Origin of the sequence: Knoellia aerolata DSM 18566 (assembly GCF_000768695.1) — a bacterium.
In the GTDB taxonomy this organism is placed as follows: domain Bacteria; phylum Actinomycetota; class Actinomycetes; order Actinomycetales; family Dermatophilaceae; genus Knoellia; species Knoellia aerolata.
Window position 1 is genome coordinate 1 of record NZ_AVPL01000066.1, and the last position, 17,118, is coordinate 17,118.

At 72.0% G+C, this 17,118-nt stretch carries 17 protein-coding genes, 1 other RNA gene and 1 pseudogene; 13 read left to right on the forward strand and 6 right to left on the reverse strand.

The window, feature by feature from the left end; translation table 11 throughout:
* The 4 genes from N801_RS19950 to N801_RS16450 all read left to right on the forward strand — a co-directional run.
* Positions 1–472, forward strand: a 472-nt coding sequence (locus N801_RS19950; RefSeq protein ID WP_156996842.1) for a M23 family metallopeptidase, incomplete at its 5' end; no start/stop codon positions are given.
* Between the two features lie 62 nt (positions 473–534).
* Entirely contained in the window at positions 535–1,029 is a 495-nt protein-coding gene (smpB, locus tag N801_RS19955; RefSeq protein ID WP_052113226.1) for an SsrA-binding protein SmpB, read from the forward strand.
* A gap of 3 nt (positions 1,030–1,032) precedes the next feature.
* Positions 1,033–2,991, forward strand: coding sequence for a DUF2207 domain-containing protein (locus tag N801_RS16445; RefSeq protein ID WP_052113227.1), 1,959 nt, complete (start codon positions 1,033–1,035; stop codon positions 2,989–2,991).
* A gap of 242 nt (positions 2,992–3,233) precedes the next feature.
* Complete coding sequence (locus N801_RS16450; RefSeq protein WP_035940174.1) at positions 3,234–3,758, forward strand: type 1 glutamine amidotransferase domain-containing protein; 525 nt, start codon at positions 3,234–3,236, stop codon at positions 3,756–3,758.
* Between the two features lie 263 nt (positions 3,759–4,021).
* Here N801_RS16450 and N801_RS16455 read toward each other — a convergent pair whose 3' ends face one another.
* Both N801_RS16455 and N801_RS16460 read right to left on the reverse strand, forming a co-directional pair.
* Entirely contained in the window at positions 4,022–4,195 is a 174-nt protein-coding gene (locus N801_RS16455; protein ID WP_035940177.1) for a CsbD family protein, read from the reverse strand.
* A gap of 73 nt (positions 4,196–4,268) precedes the next feature.
* Positions 4,269–7,679 carry a pyruvate carboxylase gene (locus tag N801_RS16460; protein ID WP_035940178.1) on the reverse strand — a complete coding sequence of 1,137 codons (3,411 nt, stop codon included), beginning with the start codon at positions 7,677–7,679 and terminating at the stop codon, positions 4,269–4,271.
* A gap of 138 nt (positions 7,680–7,817) precedes the next feature.
* Here N801_RS16460 and N801_RS16465 point away from each other — a divergent pair, with 138 nt between their 5' ends.
* Together N801_RS16465 and N801_RS16470 are read left to right on the forward strand one after the other, a co-directional pair.
* Positions 7,818–8,696: a phosphatidylinositol-specific phospholipase C/glycerophosphodiester phosphodiesterase family protein gene (locus tag N801_RS16465; RefSeq protein ID WP_342666921.1), complete on the forward strand. Its 879-nt coding sequence runs from the start codon at positions 7,818–7,820 to the stop codon at positions 8,694–8,696.
* Between the two features lie 43 nt (positions 8,697–8,739).
* Positions 8,740–9,165, forward strand: coding sequence for a hemerythrin domain-containing protein (locus tag N801_RS16470; RefSeq protein WP_035940180.1), 426 nt, complete (start codon positions 8,740–8,742; stop codon positions 9,163–9,165).
* Positions 9,166–9,177: 12 nt separating this feature from the next.
* On the opposite strand, the gene N801_RS16475 is transcribed toward N801_RS16470, so the two are convergent.
* Positions 9,178–9,561 (reverse strand): winged helix-turn-helix transcriptional regulator, encoded by a 384-nt coding sequence (locus N801_RS16475; protein WP_035940182.1) that lies wholly within the window; start codon positions 9,559–9,561, stop codon positions 9,178–9,180.
* Between the two features lie 108 nt (positions 9,562–9,669).
* On the opposite strand from N801_RS16475, the gene N801_RS16480 reads away from it, so the two are divergent.
* The 3 genes from N801_RS16480 (at position 9,670) to N801_RS16485 (ending at position 12,010) form a co-directional block, all read left to right on the forward strand.
* Positions 9,670–10,530 carry an SDR family oxidoreductase gene (locus N801_RS16480; RefSeq protein WP_035940184.1) on the forward strand — a complete coding sequence of 287 codons (861 nt, stop codon included), beginning with the start codon at positions 9,670–9,672 and terminating at the stop codon, positions 10,528–10,530.
* Positions 10,531–10,660: 130 nt separating this feature from the next.
* Positions 10,661–11,028: a transfer-messenger RNA gene (ssrA, locus tag N801_RS20385) on the forward strand.
* An 88-nt stretch (positions 11,029–11,116) separates the two neighbouring features.
* Complete coding sequence (locus tag N801_RS16485; protein WP_084109148.1) at positions 11,117–12,010, forward strand: phosphatase PAP2 family protein; 894 nt, start codon at positions 11,117–11,119, stop codon at positions 12,008–12,010.
* Here N801_RS16485 and N801_RS16490 read toward each other — a convergent pair.
* Positions 11,941–12,801, reverse strand: coding sequence for a class I SAM-dependent methyltransferase (locus N801_RS16490; protein WP_035940186.1), 861 nt, complete (start codon positions 12,799–12,801; stop codon positions 11,941–11,943). The two genes, N801_RS16485 and N801_RS16490, sit on opposite strands and share 70 nt — an antisense overlap.
* Positions 12,802–12,929: 128 nt before the next feature.
* On the opposite strand from N801_RS16490, the gene N801_RS16495 reads away from it, so the two are divergent.
* Positions 12,930–13,616, forward strand: a complete 687-nt coding sequence (locus N801_RS16495; protein WP_035940188.1) for a winged helix-turn-helix transcriptional regulator — start codon at positions 12,930–12,932, stop codon at positions 13,614–13,616.
* 31 nt (positions 13,617–13,647) lie between these two features.
* On the opposite strand, the gene N801_RS16500 is transcribed toward N801_RS16495, so the two are convergent.
* Together N801_RS16500 and N801_RS16505 are read right to left on the reverse strand one after the other, a co-directional pair.
* Positions 13,648–14,280, reverse strand: coding sequence for a hypothetical protein (locus N801_RS16500; protein ID WP_035940190.1), 633 nt, complete (start codon positions 14,278–14,280; stop codon positions 13,648–13,650).
* The gene (locus tag N801_RS16505; protein WP_052113228.1) at positions 14,277–14,897 is read right to left on the reverse strand and encodes an SIMPL domain-containing protein; all 621 of its coding nucleotides are present in this window, start codon (positions 14,895–14,897) and stop codon (positions 14,277–14,279) included. Before N801_RS16505 ends, N801_RS16500 begins: the two co-directional genes overlap by 4 nt.
* A 75-nt stretch (positions 14,898–14,972) precedes the next feature.
* Here N801_RS16505 and N801_RS16510 point away from each other — a divergent pair, with 75 nt between their 5' ends.
* From N801_RS16510 to N801_RS16520, 3 genes and pseudogenes are all read left to right on the forward strand, one after another.
* Positions 14,973–16,382 (forward strand): NAD-dependent malic enzyme, encoded by a 1,410-nt coding sequence (locus tag N801_RS16510; RefSeq protein ID WP_035940192.1) that lies wholly within the window; start codon positions 14,973–14,975, stop codon positions 16,380–16,382.
* Between the two features lie 4 nt (positions 16,383–16,386).
* Positions 16,387–16,755: a hypothetical protein gene (locus N801_RS16515; protein WP_035940194.1), complete on the forward strand. Its 369-nt coding sequence runs from the start codon at positions 16,387–16,389 to the stop codon at positions 16,753–16,755.
* A 118-nt stretch (positions 16,756–16,873) separates the two neighbouring features.
* Positions 16,874–17,118, forward strand: a pseudogene (locus N801_RS16520) (DEAD/DEAH box helicase); the annotation flags it as partial.

Sequence of the window (17,118 nt, forward strand, 5' to 3'; positions counted from 1 at the left end):
CGCCGCGGCCGCCGTCCGACCCAGCCGCGGCTCCGGCACCGGCTCCACCACCCGGCCTCCGGCCGCCCCGAGCAGCAGCGGCCCGCTGAGCGCGCCGACGACCGAGGGATGGATCAGCTCCGAGTTCGGCATGCGCTTCCACCCCATCGACCGGGTGTGGCGGCTGCACAGCGGCCGCGACTACGCCGCCCCCTGCGGAACGCCGATCAAGGCCGCCGCTGCCGGCGTCGTCATCGAGGCCGGCTCGCGCGGCGGCTACGGCAACCGCGTCGTCGTCGACCACGGCGTCATCGGGGGCGTGCACCTCGCGACGACGTACAACCACCTCGAGAGCATCCGCACCCGCGGCGGCAGCGTGAAGCGCGGCCAGGTCGTCGGCTACGAGGGCTCCACCGGCAACTCCAACGGCTGCCACCTCCACTTCGAGGTCTACGAGGACGGCGAGTTCGTCGACCCGCGCAACTACCTCTGACGCAGAACGTCGGCGCGCACACGGCATACGCTGCAGTAGCCTGACGCACTGACTCGAGGGAGGTGAGCGCCGTGGCCAAGGGTTCCGGCAAGAAGAAGGAAGACGACGGGCGCAAGCTCGTCGCGAGCAACCGCAAGGCGCGCCACGACTACCTCATCGAGGACACCTTCGAGGCCGGCCTCGTGCTCATGGGTACCGAGGTCAAGGCGCTGCGCATGGGGCGCGCCTCGCTCGTCGACGGCTGGGCCAGCTTCACCGGCGACGAGCTCTACCTCGAGGGAGTCCACATCCCCGAGTACATCTCGGGCACGTGGACCAACCACACGCCGCGCCGCCGTCGCAAGCTCCTGCTCAACCGCAAGGAGCTCGACCGGATCATGCACAAGACCCGCGAGAGCGGCCACACGATCGTCCCGCTCCAGCTGTACTTCAAGGACGGGCGGGCCAAGGTCGAGATCGCCATCGCCAAGGGCAAGAAGGAGTACGACAAGCGCCACGCGCTGCGTGAGCGCCAGGACCGTCGTGAGGCCGAGCGCGCGCTCGGCACGAGGGGGTAGCGCGTGCAGCGTCGCCTGCGGGTCTGGTCAGCCGGCCTCCTGGCACTGGCTGCTGTCGTCCTCCCGGTCGGCGCGGCGCTCGCGGCGCCTCCCGCCCCGACGTCGCTGGTCGGCTTCCTGCCCATGGACGACGACGCGGTCGGCTTCGCCGTGTCGTATGCCGTCCAGCGCGACGGGTCGATGGACGTCACCCAGCGCATCCGCTGGGACTTCCCCGAAGGGGAGGAGCGCCACGGGATCTTCCGGACCATCCAGGTCCGCGCCGGCTACCAGGACTCCGCGACGCAGTACCGCCACTACGAGCTGTCCGACGTCGAGGTGTCCTCGCCCACGGGCGCCCCCACGGACGTCGACATCTCCGACTTCGGCGCCTACGAGCAGGTCCGCATCGGCAACGCCGACGAGACCGTCTCCGGCGTGCAGGAGTACGTCATCAGCTACACCCTCGGCAACGTCGTCAACGACGTCGGTGACGGCACCGCCGAGCTGTACTACAACCACATCGACCCCTCGAACGAGTACGTGTACCGCGGCGTGACGGCCGAGGTCACCGGCCCCGAGCCCGCGACCCGGGTCGCCTGCTACTACGGCGCGCTCCAGGAGGACACGGCCTGCACCGGGGCCCCGGGCGCGACGTCGAGGTTCACCATCCCCGACATCAACCCCGGCCAGGGCGCGACCATCGTCGTGTCCTGGCCCCGGACCGCCTTCGGCGACCTCGCCCCCGACCTGCGCGAGACCGGGTCCGACGGGAGCTACGGCGGCGGCTACGACCCGGGGCCGACGCTCACCGACACCCAGCAGCGGTACGTCGGGGCCGCGCTCGCCGGTGGCGGCCTCCTCATCCCGCTCCTCGCCGGTGGCCTCATGGGGGTCCTCGTCTGGACCCGGGGCCGCGACGAGGTCTACGCCGGCCTCACCCCGGGTCTCACGCCCGGCGCGGGGGAGAGCGTGCCCGTCGTGCGGGGCGGGGCACCGACCGTCGCCGTGCAGTTCACGCCACCGGCCGGCGTCCAGCCCGGCATGGTCGGCACGATCATGGACGAGAAGGCCGACGTCGTCGACGTCACGGCGACCCTCATCGACCTCGCCGTCCGCGGGCACCTCACCCTCACCAACGAGGAGCGCGGCCGCTTCCGCAGCGACGACTGGCTCCTGCAGCGCACCACCCCGCCCGCCGGGGCCGCGGCGCTGTCGCCCTACGAGCAGCGGCTGCTCGACGGGATCTTCGCCTCCGGCGACGCCAACCGCCTGTCCTCGCTGAAGAACACCTTCGCGGAGACGCTCAAGCAGGTCCAGGAGATGATGTACACCGAGGCCGTGCAGCGCCACTGGTTCCGGCGCTCACCGGACGCGCAGCGCTCCGCGTGGTCCGGTCTCGGGATCCTCCTGCTCATCCTCGGCGGCCTCGCCCTCTTCTTCCTCACACCGGCCCTCGGCGATCTCGGTGGCAGCTCGCTCGTCGGCATGGGGTGGGTCTTCGGAGGCGGGCTCGTCGTCGCCGGGCTCATCGTCCAGGTCCTCGGGCGGCGCATGGCCTCGCGCACCGCCGAGGGCAGCGCGGTCCTCGCCCAGGCCCAGGGCTTCGAGCGCTACATCGCCACGGCGGAGGCCAACCAGATCCGGTGGGAGGAGGCGCAGGACGTCTTCAGCAGGTTCCTGCCCTACGCCATCGTGTTCGGCCTCGCCGACCGCTGGGCGTCGGTGTTCGAGGAGGTCGCCAGTGCGGCGGCGGCCGCGGGTCACGTCATCGCGGCCCCCACGTGGTACCTCGGCCCGATGGTCGGCTGGAACTTCGGCCACGTCGCCTCGAGCATGGACTCCTTCTCGACGCAGGCCGCGGGCACGTTCGTGTCGACGCCCGGGTCGTCGGGCGGTTCCGGGCTCGGGGGTGGCGGGTTCTCCGGGGGTGGAGGGTTCTCCGGCGGGGGCGGAGGGGGAGGTGGCGGCGGGTCCTGGTGACCGCTCGCCCGATCCATCCGGTCGTCGTCCGTATGCCGGTGCGCGCTCAGTCGGGACTTCGTCCCGAACGCGCGCACCGGCATACGTACTCGCACCCACTCCAGGCGTCGTGCGTATGCCGTCGCGCGCTCAGTCGGGACTTCGTCCCGAACGCGCGCACCGGCATACGGACGACTCGATGCCCGCAGGCTCCCTCCCTAGGGAGGTGGTGGGTCGGTGCCATCCGTGATGGCGTGGGGGGCATGGACAAGACGATCGCATTCCTCACTGCACCCGAAGGCATCGAGCGAGTCGAGCTCACCGACCCCTGGGACGCCGTCACCGGCGCCGGCCACTCGGCCACGCTGCTGAGCACCGAGCCCGGCACGGTGCAGACCTTCGACCACCTCGACAAGGCGGAGACCCGTCCGGTCGACGGGCTCGTCAAGGACGCGTCCGTCGACGACTTCGACGCGCTCGTCCTGCCGGGGGGTGTCGCCAACCCGGACGCCCTGCGGATGGACGCCGACGCCGTCGCGTTCATCAAAGCGTTCGTCGAGTCCGGCAAGCCGGTGGCCGCCATCTGCCACGCGCCGTGGACTCTCATCGAGGCCGGCGTCCTGAAGGGACGCACGCTGGCGTCGTGGCCCAGCCTGCAGACCGACCTGCGCAACGCCGGCGCCACGTGGAAGGACGAGGAGGTCGTCGTCGACGGCAACCTCATCACCAGCCGCAACCCCGACGACCTGCCCGCGTTCACCAAGGCGCTGCTCGACGCCCTCGGCTGATCCGCTCACTGCACGGTGGACGCGCTCGTCGTGCGGATGACCGTGCACGCTCAGTCGGGACTTCGTCCCGAACGCGCGCACGGCCATCCGCCCGACTCGTCCCGAACGCGCGCACGTGCATACCCGCGACTCCCGCGCCCGACTCGTCCCGAACGCGCGCACGGCCATCCGCCCGACTCCTCCCGAACGCGCCTACCGGCATACCGACGACGAAGGCCGGTCACCCTGTGGGGTGACCGGCCTTCGTGCTCGTTGCGGGCGGCTCAGTTCTTGAAGGCGTCCTTGACCTTCTCGCCGGCCTGCTTGAGGTCTGCCTTGGACTGGTCCGCGCGACCCTCGGCCTCGAGGCCCTCGTCGTCGGTCGCCTTGCCGGTGGCCTCCTTGGCCTTGCCCGCGGCGTCGTCAGTCATGTTGTCGATCTTGTCTCCGATACCCATGGTGAAGCTCCTTGGTCGTGCGGAAAGGGATCTGCACCCTCGAGGCGCCACGTCTTGACGCACGGATGCCCTGTCAGGTTAACCCGTGGAGGACGAGCAGGAGGTCTCCGCCCTCGACCTGTTGGTGGCCCCCGATGGCGAGCCGTTCGACCGTTCCGGCACTCGGTGCGGTGATGTTGGCCTCCATCTTCATCGCCTCGATGGTGGCGACGACGTCCCCCGCCGCGACCGTGTCACCCTCGGCGACGGCCGGCGTGACGACCCCCGCGAAGGGGGCCGGGACGTGGGCCGGGTTGCCCGGCTCGGCCTTCTCCGCGGCCTTGACGTCGACCTGGATCGAGGCGTCGCGGACGGTGATCGGGCGGAACTGGCCGTTGAGGGTGCACATCACGGTGCGCATGCCCTTGGCGTCGGCGTCGCCGATCGAGGAGATCCCGAGGAGCAGCCGCTTGCCGGCCTCGATCTCCACCTCGTACTCGCGGCCGTGGTCGAGCCCGTGGAGGAACTCGACGGTGCCGAGCACGGACAGGTCGCCGTAGCGCTCCGTGGACGTGCGGTAGTCCTGGGTCGGGCCCGGGAAGAGCAGCTCGTTGAGGGTCGCTTGTGGATGGGCCTCGAGGGCGCTCTCCTGCTCCGGTGTCAGCTCGGTGTCCCGGGGCTTCCCGTGGCGCCCCTGGAGGGCCTTGGTGCGGAACGGCTCCGGCCAGCCCCCCGGGGGGTCGCCCAGCTCGCCCTCGAGGAAGCCGATGACCGAGGCGGGGATGTCGAACCTCGTCGGGTTCTCCTCGAACTCGGCCGGGTCGGCACCCGCGCCGACGAGCGCGAGGGCGAGGTCGCCGACGACCTTGCTGCTCGGAGTGACCTTGACGATGTTCCCGAGGATGCGGTTGGCCGCGGCGTACATGTCCTCGATGTCCTCGAACCTGTCCCCGAGGCCGAGGGCGATCGCCTGCTGGCGCAGGTTCGACAGCTGGCCACCGGGGATCTCGTGGAAGTAGACCCGGCCGGTGGGGGAGGGCAGGCCGCTCTCGAAGGGGCCGTACAGCTGTCGGACCGCCTCCCAGTACGGCTCGAGCGCGAAGACGTGGTCGATGTCGAGGCCCGTGGCGCGCTCGGTCCCGTCGGTCGCGGCGACGAGGGCCGACAGCGACGGCTGGCTCGTGGTGCCCGCCATGGACGCGCAGGCGGCGTCCACCGCGTCGACCCCGGCGTCGATGGCCGCGAGCAGGGTGCCGACCTGGCCGCCGGCGGTGTCGTGGGTGTGGAGGTGGACCGGGAGGTCGAACCGCTCGCGCAGGGCGGTGACGAGGGTGCGGGCAGCCGGTGCGCGCAGCAGGCCGGCCATGTCCTTGATGGCGAGGACGTGAGCCCCGGTGTCGACGATCTGCTCGGCGAGCCGGAGGTAGTAGTCGAGCGTGTAGAGCGTCTCGCCCGGGTCGCTGAGGTTGCCGGTGTAGCAGAGCGCCACCTCGGCGACCGCCGTGTCGGTCGCGAGCACGGCCTCGACGGCGGGGCGCATCTGGCCGACGTCGTTGAGCGAGTCGAAGATGCGGAAGATGTCGAGTCCGGTGCGGGCCGCCTCGTGGACGAACGCGTCGGTGACCCTGGTCGGGTAGGGCGTGTAGCCCACGGTGTTGCGGCCGCGCAGCAGCATCTGGAGCGGGATGTTGGGCATGGCGGACCGCAGCAGCGACAGGCGCTCCCACGGGTCCTCGCTGAGGAAGCGCAGGGCCACGTCGTAGGTCGCGCCGCCCCACGCCTCCATGGAGAGCAGCTCGGGGGTGAGGTGCGAGACGTGGCCGGCGACGTGGAGCAGGTCGCGGGTGCGCATCCGGGTGGCGAGGAGCGACTGGTGGGCGTCGCGGAACGTCGTGTCGGTCACCGCCACGGACGTGCGCTCGCGCAGCAGTCGCGCGAACTCGGCCGGCCCGACCCGCTGGAGCAGGTCGCGCGAGCCGGGGGGCACCGCCGTGTCCGGGTCGAGCGCGGGCAGCTTGGCTCGCGGCCGGACGTGGGTGCGCGCCGGCCCGTGCGGCTGGTTGACGGTGACGTCGGCGAGGTACGTGAGGAGCTTGGTGCCCCGGTCCGCCGGAGTGCGCGCGGTGAGCAGCTCGGGTCGCTCGTCGATGAACGACGTCGTCGCCTCGCCGGCCTGGAACACCGGGTCGGCGAGGACGCCCTCGAGGAACCTCATGTTGGTGGAGACGCCACGGATCCTGAACTCCGCCAACGCCCGTCGCGCCCGACGGACCGCCATCGGGAAGCTGCGGCCACGGCAGGTGAGCTTGACGAGCATGGAGTCGAAGTGCGGCGAGACCCGCGCTCCGACGAAGACGGTGCCGCCGTCGAGGCGCACGCCGCCGCCGCCCGCCGAGCGGTAGACGGTGATCGTGCCGGCGTCGGGGCGGAACCCGTTGGCGGGGTCCTCGGTGGTGATGCGGCACTGGAGCGCCGCGCCGCGCAGGACGATGTCCTCCTGGCGCAGCTCGAGCTCCTCGAAGGTCTCGCCGGACGCGATCCGCATCTGGGAGACGACGAGGTCCACGTCGGTGACCTCCTCGGTCACGGTGTGCTCGACCTGGATGCGCGGGTTCATCTCGATGAAGACGTAGCGGCCGTCCTTGCCGAGCAGGAACTCCACGGTGCCGGCGTTGACGTAGCCGATCTCGCGCGCGAAGCGGACCGCGTCGTCGCACATCCGGTCGCGCAGCCCGGGGTCGAGGTTGGGTGCCGGGGCGATCTCGACGACCTTCTGGTGGCGCCGCTGCACGGAGCAGTCGCGCTCGTACAGGTGCAGGACACCTCCGTTCGCGTCGCCGGTGCCGTCGTCGGTCCCGTCGCTGAGGATCTGCACCTCGATGTGCCGAGGGTCGATGACGGCTTCCTCGATGTAGAGCGTCGGGTCGCCGAACGCGGCGTCGGCCTCGCGCTGGGCCGCCTCGAGGGCGTCGCGCAGGGTGGACCGGTCGTTGACTCGGCGCATGCCACGGCCCCCACCGCCGGAGACCGCCTTGACGAAGACGGGGAAGCCGATCTCGCCGGCGGCGGCCTCGAGGGCGTCGAGATCGGTGCCGGCCTCGGACCCGCGCAGCGTCGGAAGCCCCGCCTCGCGGGCGGCGGCGATCGCCTTGGACTTGTTGCCGGTGAGGTGCAGCACCCGCGGCGGAGGCCCGATGAACGTGATGCCGTGCGCCGCGCACTCCTCGGCGAGGAGGGGGTTCTCGGACAGGAAGCCGTACCCGGGGTAGATCGCGTCGGCGCCGCACTCCACGGCGACGCGGACGATGTTCGCGTGGTCGAGGTAGGCGCGGACCGGGTGGCCCTCCTCGCCGATCTGGTACGACTCGTCGGCCTTGAGGCGGTGCTCGGAGTTGCGGTCCTCGTGGGGGAAGACGGCCACGGTCTTGGCGCCCAGCTCGGTGGCGGCGCGGAACGCCCGGACGGCGATCTCCCCACGGTTGGCGACGAGGACCTTGCGGAACACGGCATACCTCCGGAGGAAGGGGAAACGGTCTGCGGAAAGCGTAGTGACCGACCAGCCCGTGAGACCGTTCGCCCACAGTCCGGACGCTCGACGCGTCCTCGACGCGCGCGATCCACCGTGACGCGGCAGGGTGGATCCATGACCCGTATGCCGTTCGCCCGCGTCCTCGTCCTCCTCACCGCGCTGCTGTGCACCGGCCTCGTCGCCGTGCCGGGTGCCGTCGCGGCCCCACCGCACCAGTCGAGCGTGCAGCCGCTGGAGCGTGCGCACGCCCACAACGACTACGAGCACGACCGCCCCCTGCTCGACGCCCTCGACCACGGCTTCACCTCGGCCGAGGCCGACGTGTGGCTCGTCGACGGTGAGCTCTACATCGGGCACGACGGCCCCGACCTCGACCGCACCCTGCGGGAGACCTACCTCGAGCCGCTCGCCCAGCGCCTCCGCGAGAACGGCGGCTCGGTGTACCCGCGGTGGGACGCGTCGTTCCGGCTCCTCATCGACGTCAAGAGCGCCGGCGCGGCGGCCTGGCCCGTCATCGACAGCCAGCTCGCGGCGTACCCGCAGCTCGTCACCGCCTACCGTCAGGGCCGGGTCCACGAGCGCGCCGTCACCGCCGTGATCTCGGGCAACCGCGACCTCGCCGCGATGCGGGCGGCCACGACCCGGTTCTCGTTCTACGACGGCCGGCTCCCGGACCTGGGCGCGGGCATCCCTGCCTCGCTCATGCCCCTGGTGAGCGACAACTGGACCAAGTACTTCACCTGGCGGGGCGTCGGCCCGATGCCGGCCGCCGAGCGCGAGAAGCTGCGCGCCATCGTCGCGCAGGCCCACGCGGCCGGCCACGACGTCCGCTTCTGGGCGACCCCCGACGCGGCCCTGCCGAACCGCGAGGCGCTGTGGCGCGAGCTCGTCGCCGCCGACGTGGACGTCCTCAACACCGACGACCTCGCCGGGCTCCAGCGCTTCCTGCTCGCCGAGGACCCGGCCGAGCAGGGGATCGCCGCGGCGGCCTGAGAGCCCCGCGACACCCGGACGACGCGCGTGGCACGATCGGCAGATGTGCAGCTACTGCGGGTGCCAGGCGATCGAGATCATCGGCCGCTTCACCGCCGAGCACGAGGACATCGTCAACGGTCTCGGTGACCTGCGGCGCAGCGTCGCCTCGGGTGTCGAGGCCGACATCGCCTCGAGCGCCGCGGCGCTCGCCGGGATGCTCGACCCGCACACGGCCAGCGAGGAGCGCTCCCTCTTCGCGGAGCTGCGGCAGGACGAGGAGTTCACCGACGAGGTGGACCAGCTGTGCGCCGAGCACCACGGCCTCGACGCGCAGCTGTCCGCGATCGCCGGGGGCCGCCACGACGTCATGGCGGACTTCGAGGTCGCCCTGCGCCGGCACATCGACCGCGAGGAGAACGGCCTGTTCCCGGCCGCGGCCATCGCCCTCGGCGGCGACGCGTGGGAGCGCGTCCACGCGGTCGGCTGACCCTCCCGCGCCTCAGGCCTGGCTCGCGGCGGCGCCCTCGAGGATCTCGGGGGCGTTCTGCACCATCCACACCATGAGCGGCTGGAGCAGCGCGGCGAGCTCGAGACCTCTCGGGGTGAGGGAGTACTCGACGTGCGGCGGGACGACCGGCCGCGCCTCGCGGTGGACGAACCCGTCGGCGACGAGCGTGCGCAGCGTCTGGGCGAGCATCTTCTCGCTCACGCCCTCGGCCCGACGGCGCAGCTCGCTCCACCGCACCGGCTCGTCGTCGGCGAGCGCGAGGAGGACGAGCGGGCCCCACTTGCTCATGACGTGGTCGAGGACGGTGCGGCTGGGGCAGCCCGCCACGAAGACGCCGTCGGGGAAGGACTCGCGCAGGGCGGTGCTCACCAGCATGTCCGTACCTTACTTCAAAGTGGGTACTCACCAATGGGAAGTATGCCGGTCGGCAGCCCGTTGCCCCAGTGTCAGCTCCGCGTGACCCACCTCGAAAGGCCCCATCCCATGACCACGATCCTCGTGACCGGTGCCACCGGCCAGCTCGGCCGCCTCGCCATCGACTCCCTCCTCGCCCGCGGTGTCGCGGCCGGCGACGTCGTCGCCCTCGTCCGCGACGCGGGTCGCGCGAGCGACCTCGCCGAGCGCGGCGTCACCGTCCGGACCGGGTCCTTCGACGACGCGGCCTCGCTCGACGCGGCCCTTGCCGGGGTCGACCGGCTCCTCTTCGTCTCGGGCAGCGAGGTGGGCCGACGCGTCCAGCAGCACCAGAACGTCGTCGACGCCGCCGTCCGTGCCGGCGTCGAGCTCGTCGCCTACACGAGCATCGTGCGCGCCGACACGTCGTCGCTCGGTCTCGCCGGGGAGCACAGGGCCACCGAGGAGGCGCTCGCCGCCTCGGGTCTGCCCACCGTGCTGCTGCGCAACTCCTGGTACGTCGAGAACTACACCTCGCAGCTCCCCGTGCAGCTCGAGCACGGCGCGGTGCTCGGCGCCGCGGGGGAGGGCCGGGTCAGCGCGGCGACGCGCGCCGACTTCGCCGAGGCGGCCGCGGTCGTCGTCACGGAGGACGGCCACGCCGGGCAGGTCTACGAGCTCGGTGGTGACCAGGCCTTCACCCTCGCCGAGTACGCGGCCGAGCTGTCCGAGCAGTCCGGGACGCCGGTGGCCTACCGCGACCTCACCGTCGCCGACTACGCCGCGGCCCTCGTCGGCGCCGGGCTGCCCGAGGGCTACGCCCAGGCTCTCGCGTCCAGCGACGACGGACTCAAGCACGGGGGGCTGCTCGTCGAGACCGGTGACCTCTCGCGCCTCCTCGGCCGCCCGACGACCCCGCTCGCCGAGGCCATCGCAGCCGCGGTCTCCTGACGCCCACCACTGCACCGGCCTCCGCCGGGCCATTCGGTTGGTCGCTGTCGTGACGACCCGGCATACTGGAGGCACGTCCGGTGTTGCAACCGGCGAAGACAACTGAACAGCGTGGGATGAGCCCCCTCACGGGGGTGATCGGTTTCGACATTGATCGGCGGATCAAGAGAAGCGGGTCGAGGATGCACGGTTATCTCGTTAACGATCCGTGCAAACCAATAGGTGCCAACTCCAAGCGCACCGACTTCGCCCTCGCCGCCTGAGCGAGCTCCGAAGTCCGTCAGCCTGAGGTAGTTCTCGACTCAGTGTCTGGCGTCAGCTAGAGAACTTGCTGCGTCACCCTTGTCGGGGGGTGGCGTGGGACTCCAATCCGACTGGGCCTGTCAGGGAACGTGTGCGCGCGAGCCCTGGGGCCGAGAAAATCCGTAGCGCACTGCACCCGGAGAAGTCTTGGTTTCCCGTCAGTGGACGCGGGTTCGATTCCCGCCACCTCCACCACCGTGGTCATCCCACCGCCCGACACCCGGTCGGTCAGCCTCGCTGACCGTGCCGGGTGTTCGTGTGTCCGGATGTGTGACGATCTCGTATGCCGTCCGCCGACCCGCAGCCTCCCGCACCCCACGACGAGGAGCGCGTGGGGGCACGCGACCTGGCCGACTGGCGCTCGGCGCTCGGGCGCCTGCTCGTGCGCCTCGTGGCGCCCACCGCCCGGCTCGTGGCCGGCGTCCTGCGCTGGTCGGTGTCCAACGTCGCGCTGCTCCTCACCGCCGGAGTCGGTCTCGCCCTCGTCTGGGGCTTCACCGCGGCCACGGCCGAGGTCTACGAGGACGTGGTCGACCGCGACGGCATCGCCGCCGTCGACCAGCCGGTGCTCGACGCGGCCGTGGCCGCCCGCACCCCGTTCCGGTCCGAGCTGGCCACCCACTTCACCGACCTCGGCGGCCCCGTCGTCATGCCGGTCGTCGCGGTCGTCGTCGCCGTGGGGCTCGCGCTCCTGTGGCGACGCTGGACGCCCGTCGTCCTCATGGCCATCGCCGGCCTGGGGTCGCTGGCCATGACGGTGTCGGGCAAGCAGCTCACCGCGCGGCTGCGCCCTCCGGAGTCGCTCGCCGTGCCGCCGTTCGAGACCTCACCGAGCTTCCCGTCGGGGCACACGCTCAACGCGACCGTCATCCTCGGGCTCACGGCATACCTGCTCGTCCTCTGGATCAACCGCAGGCGAGTGCGGGCGCTGGTCATCGTCGTGCTGGGCGTCCTCGTCGTCGGCATGGGGCTGTCCCGCGTGTTCCTCGGCCACCACTGGCTCACCGACGTCGTCGCCGGGTGGGCGGTGGGCCTGGCGTGGCTGGCCGTCGTCATCACCGGCCACCGCGTGAGGATCACCCTCGACCGGCACCGTCGGGACGACGGTCAGGGGCGGGTGCCCGACACGACGAGCATCTCGCAGGGACCGACGAAGCCGTCCGGTCCGTCGAACTGACCCAGCGCCTCCTCGATCTCGGCCCACGCGTCGTCCCGAGCGCCCTCGTCCAGGCCGGAGAGCATCTGGTGCAGGGCACCGAACGACTCCTGCTCGAACCGCACGCACTCCGCGGCGCTCGCCAGGCGCACCGGGGACGGGACGGGGGTCACGCTGACGTCGACGAGGCCCGCGTCGACGTACGCGGCCTCCGCCACCCCCGGGCCCCCGAGGCTGAACGGACCGGGCAGTCCGGGACCGGGTGCCGGCAGGCCGGCGACCCGGCGGATGATCCCGACCGGGATCGAGAAGAAGCCGTTGCGCTCCGGCGTCGAGTAGACGACGGCGGAGATCCGGCCACCCGGCCGGAGCGTGCGTCGGATCTCGCCCAGCGCCCGGCGCTGGTCGGGGAAGTAGATGAGGCCGACCCGGGAGATCGCCGCGTCGACGCTCCCGTCCGCGACCGCCGAGAGGTCCTCGCCGTCGGCCTCCAGGGTGGCGACGGTGTCCAGTCCCGCCCGGGCCGCCTCGGCCGCGGCGAACTCGAGGATCGCGGGGGAGATGTCGGTGGCCAGCACGTGGCCCGTCGGGCCCACTCGGCGGGCGGCGGCGAGCGTCTGGCCACCGGCGCCCGCGGCCACGTCGAGGACACGCGACCCGGCGGTGAGGTGGACGTCGTCGAGCATCCGCTCGGTCGCCTCCCCGAGCCAGGACTCGACGGCGGGACCCCACCGGTGCCACGCCTCGGCGGCGGACTCCCACTGGGTGCGCGTCGTGCTCTTGAAGGCCACGGGGTCGAAGGTGGTGCTCATGGTTCCTCCTGGGTGCGGGGTGTGTGGGTCGAGCGTGGCGCCCCTGCGACCCGCCCGGCCAGAGCGGGAACTGGACCCCGACGGGACAGTTTCTGGACTTGCGCCGGGCGCGGCCCCACACTCGAGAGGTGAAGGAGTACTCCCAGTACTGCCCGGTCGCGCTGGCCAGCTCCGTGTTCGCGGAGCGCTGGACGCCGTTGATCATCCGCGAGCTCGTGCTCGGCGGCCGCCGGTTCAACGAGATCGACCGTGGCCTGCCGGGGATCTCCCGGTCGCTGCTCAAGCAGCGGCTCGACCACCTCGAGCGCAAGGGCGTCGTCGAGAGGGTCGCGCTGCCCGCTGGTCACGAGTACCACCTCACGCCGGCGGGGCGTGACCTCGAGGGGGTGATCATGGCGGCGGGGGAGTGGGCCGTGCGGTGGATGTTCAGCGAGCCGGAGCCTCGCGAGGTCGACCCCGTCACCCTCACCTGGTGGATGTCGCGGCGCCTCGTGGCCGACCAGCTGCCCGCGCACCGCACGGTCGTCGAGTTCGACTACACCGGCGCCGACCCCACGCGGATCTGGATGGTCATCGAGCGGCGGGACACGTCCGTGTGCACCGACCCCCCGGGCTTCGAGAACGACCTCGTCGTCACCACCGACCCGGTGGCGCTCATGCGGGTGTTCTCCGGGATCGTCACCTACGGGCACGCGCTCTCCGAGGGCAGCCTCGCGCTGACCGGACCCGCACACCTCAGGCGGGCGCTGCCGCACTGGTTCGCGTGGAGCCCGTTCGCCCCGGCGGTGCGGCGCCACCTCGGGGCCGAGGCCTGACCGCTCCGACCGGGCGGGGGAGGGGCGCGGCTCAGGGGCGCGCGACGCCGGCGATGTCGAGCGCCCAGGCCCCGCCGTCGCGGCGGAAGCCGATCCGCTCGTAGTAGGCGCCCACCATGGCGTCGGGAGTGCGGATGGTGCGCCACCCGTGGCCGGTGAACAGGCCGCTGTGGCGCCACACGAACTCGCCGGGCGTGAAGTCCCGGTAGCGCGCGGTGACGTAGTCGAGCTCGACCTGTCCGACGCCGTCGCCGACGTCGCGCACCACGACCACGCCGACGGTCTCGTGCCCGTGGACCACGAGGTAGGCGAAGCGTGAGGCGGACTCGGTCACGCCGGTGAACCCCGGGTTGAACCTGGCGATCTCGGCGCGCTCGACGTCGAGGAAGTGCTGGAAGTAGGCGTCGTCCTCCTCGACCTCGATGACCCGGAAGGCGTCGGCGTCGTTCTTGTCCCGCAGCAGCTTCGCGATGAACCAGAGGTTGATCGCGGCGAGGACGACGTTCATCGCCACCATCGGCCACACCTCGATGAGGGCGTTGAAGACGGTGAGGATGCCGCAGGCGACGGTGTTGAGGAGGCGAAGGCGCAGGATGCGTGCCTGGAGCAGGGAGAAGACGAGGAGCGCGGACCCGAACCAGCCGAGGGCGTCGAGCCAGCTCACGACAGCTCCCAGCGCACCGTGACGGAGGTCGAGACCGCGTGGGTGCCGCCCTCGACCGGCATCGCCCCGCGGAACGCGTCCGCCGAGCGGGCCATCATCGGGCGCGGCCGGTGGTCCTCGGCGCCGCCCTCGCGGATCGCGACGACCCTGCCGAGCGTGACGCCGGCGAGCGCGGCGTAGTGCGAGGCCCGCGCCCTCGCGTCGGCGAAGGCCGCCTCGCGCGCCGCCTCGACGGCGGCCGGGCTGTGCTCCGCCGCCATCTCGATGCCGTCGACGGCGAGCGCGTCCCCGGCCGCGCCCGCCAGGGCCTGGAGCAGGGCACCCACGCGGGAGGGGTCGCGGACCGTGAGGTGGAGCGCCTGGTATGCCGTGTAGCCGACGACGCTCTGCCCGTGCTGGTCGTGGCGCGGGTGGATCCCCACGTCGTCGGTGCGCCTGTCCCGCGCCTCCACGCCGTGGTCGGCGGCGGCCTGGAGCGCCGCGGCCGTCCGGGACGACGCCTGCTCGAGGGCGCCGGCCACGTCACCGGCGTCGCACTGGACGCGGGCGCGCACGACGACGAGGTCGGGGACCACGGAGTGCACGCCATGACCGGTGACTTCCACGTGGTCGCTCATGGGGGTCACTGTAGGGCGCGGCGATCGGGCGGGTCGATTGCGTCGAACTCGCGAGTAGCGGGTTGAATCGTGCCCATGGCCCTCCCCTCTGCCGCCAACTCCGTCACCGTCCGGCTCGTCGTCCCGGCGCGTGCCACCGCCGTGAGCGAGCTCACCGGGGTCGTCGAGCAGGCCGGCGGGGTGGTCACCGGTCTCGACGTCACCGCCTCGGGACACGAGAGCGTTCGCGTCGACGTGACCCTGATGACGCGCGACCCGGAGCACGCCGACGAGATCGTCGAGAAGATGCGCGGGGTCGAGGGCGTCGAGATCGGCCGGGTCTCGGACCGCACCTTCCTCATGCACCTCGGCGGCAAGCTGCGGATCGAGTCCAAGGTGCCCATCCGCAACCGTGACGACCTCTCGCTCATCTACACCCCGGGTGTGGCCCGCGTCTGCATGGCGATCTACGAGAACCCGGAGGACGCCCGGCGGCTGACGATCAAGCGCAACACCGTCGCCGTGGTCACCGACGGGACCGCGGTCCTCGGGCTGGGCAACATCGGCCCGCTCGCCGCCATGCCGGTGATGGAGGGCAAGGCGGCGCTGTTCAAGCGCTTCGCCGACATCGACGCCTTCCCGATCTGCCTCGACACCACCGACACCGAGGAGATCATCGCCACCGTCAAGGCCATCTCGCCGGTCTTCGCCGGCATCAACCTCGAGGACATCTCGGCCCCGCGCTGCTTCGAGATCGAGGAGCGCCTGCGCGCCGAGCTCGACATCCCGGTCTTCCACGACGACCAGCACGGCACGGCGATCGTCGCGCTCGCGGCGATGCGCAACGCCCTCGCCGTCGTCGGCAAGCGCCTCGAGGACGTGCGGCTCGTCATGAGCGGCGCGGGTGCGGCGGGGACCGCGATCCTCAAGCTGCTCCTGTACGCCGGTGCGCGCAACGTCGTCGTCGCCGACATGCACGGGGTCATCCACCTCGGTCGTGACGACGTCATGTCGGGGGAGCACCCCAACCACACGTGGATCGCCGAGCACACCAACGCGGACGGGTTCACCGGCACCCTCGTCGAGGCGCTCGCCGGAGCCGACGTCTTCCTCGGCGTGTCGGCGCCGGACATCCTCACCGGTGAGGACATCGCGACGATGGCCGACGACGCCGTCGTCTTCGCGATGGCGAACCCGACGCCCGAGGTCGACCCGGTCGACGCGGCCAAGTACGCCAGGGTGGTCGCGACGGGTCGCTCCGACTTCGCCAACCAGATCAACAACGTCCTCGTCTTCCCGGGCGTCTTCCGCGGGCTGCTCGACTCCGGCTCCAAGGTGCTCACCCCCGAGGTGCTCCTCGCCGCGGCCGACGCCCTCGCGGCGGTCGTCAAGGACGACGAGCGCAACGCGACGTACATCATCCCCAGCGTCTTCCACCCGGGTGTCGCCGAGGTCGTCGCTGCCGCCGTCTCCGCGGCCGCGACCGGCAAGACCGCGATCCCGTGAGGGCGTGAGCTCCGGGTCGCGCCGGTGGGCCCTGGCCCCGGCGCTCGTCGCGCTGCTCGTCCAGCTCGTCGTCATCTACGCACCCTCTGGGGTCGGCGGGGGGTCGTTCCCCTACGGGGACAAGCTCGTCCACGTCTTCGTGTTCGGCCTGCCCGTGTTCTTCGCGGTGCTCGCCCGGCTGCCGCTGCTGCCGGTGGTGACGGTCATGGCGCTGCACGCACCGGTGAGCGAGGTCGTCCAGGGTCGACTGCTCGCGAGCCGCTCCGGGGACCCGTGGGACGCCGTCGCGGACGTCGCCGGCGTCGCCCTCGGGGCCCTCGCAGCCACCCTCGCGAACCGTCGGCTGGCAGGTCCGGACGTCGATCGCTGGTAACATGGACCCTTGCGCCACGTCCGGCGCCTGCGTTCTGCCCGCTTGATCTCGTTGACACAGAAGTCGCCGTGGAGGGTTGTCAACGCCCCCACCATCGACTCGAATCGAGTGCTCAACCATGCCCAAGAACACCTCCCCCGGCGCCAAGAAGCCGCGCTGGACCTCGTCGCAGAAGGCCGCCGCCCAGTCCAAGGGCCCCAAGAAGCACCACCGCGGCCAGCCCGACGGTCCCTCCCGGACCAAGGCCCCCCGCTCGGAGCGCAGCCCCCGGTGGGATCGCGAGGAGCGCGCGGCCCGCGCCGAGCGTCCCGAGCGCCGCGACGACCGCAGCGGACGTGACGACCGCGCCCAGCGCCCGTCCTC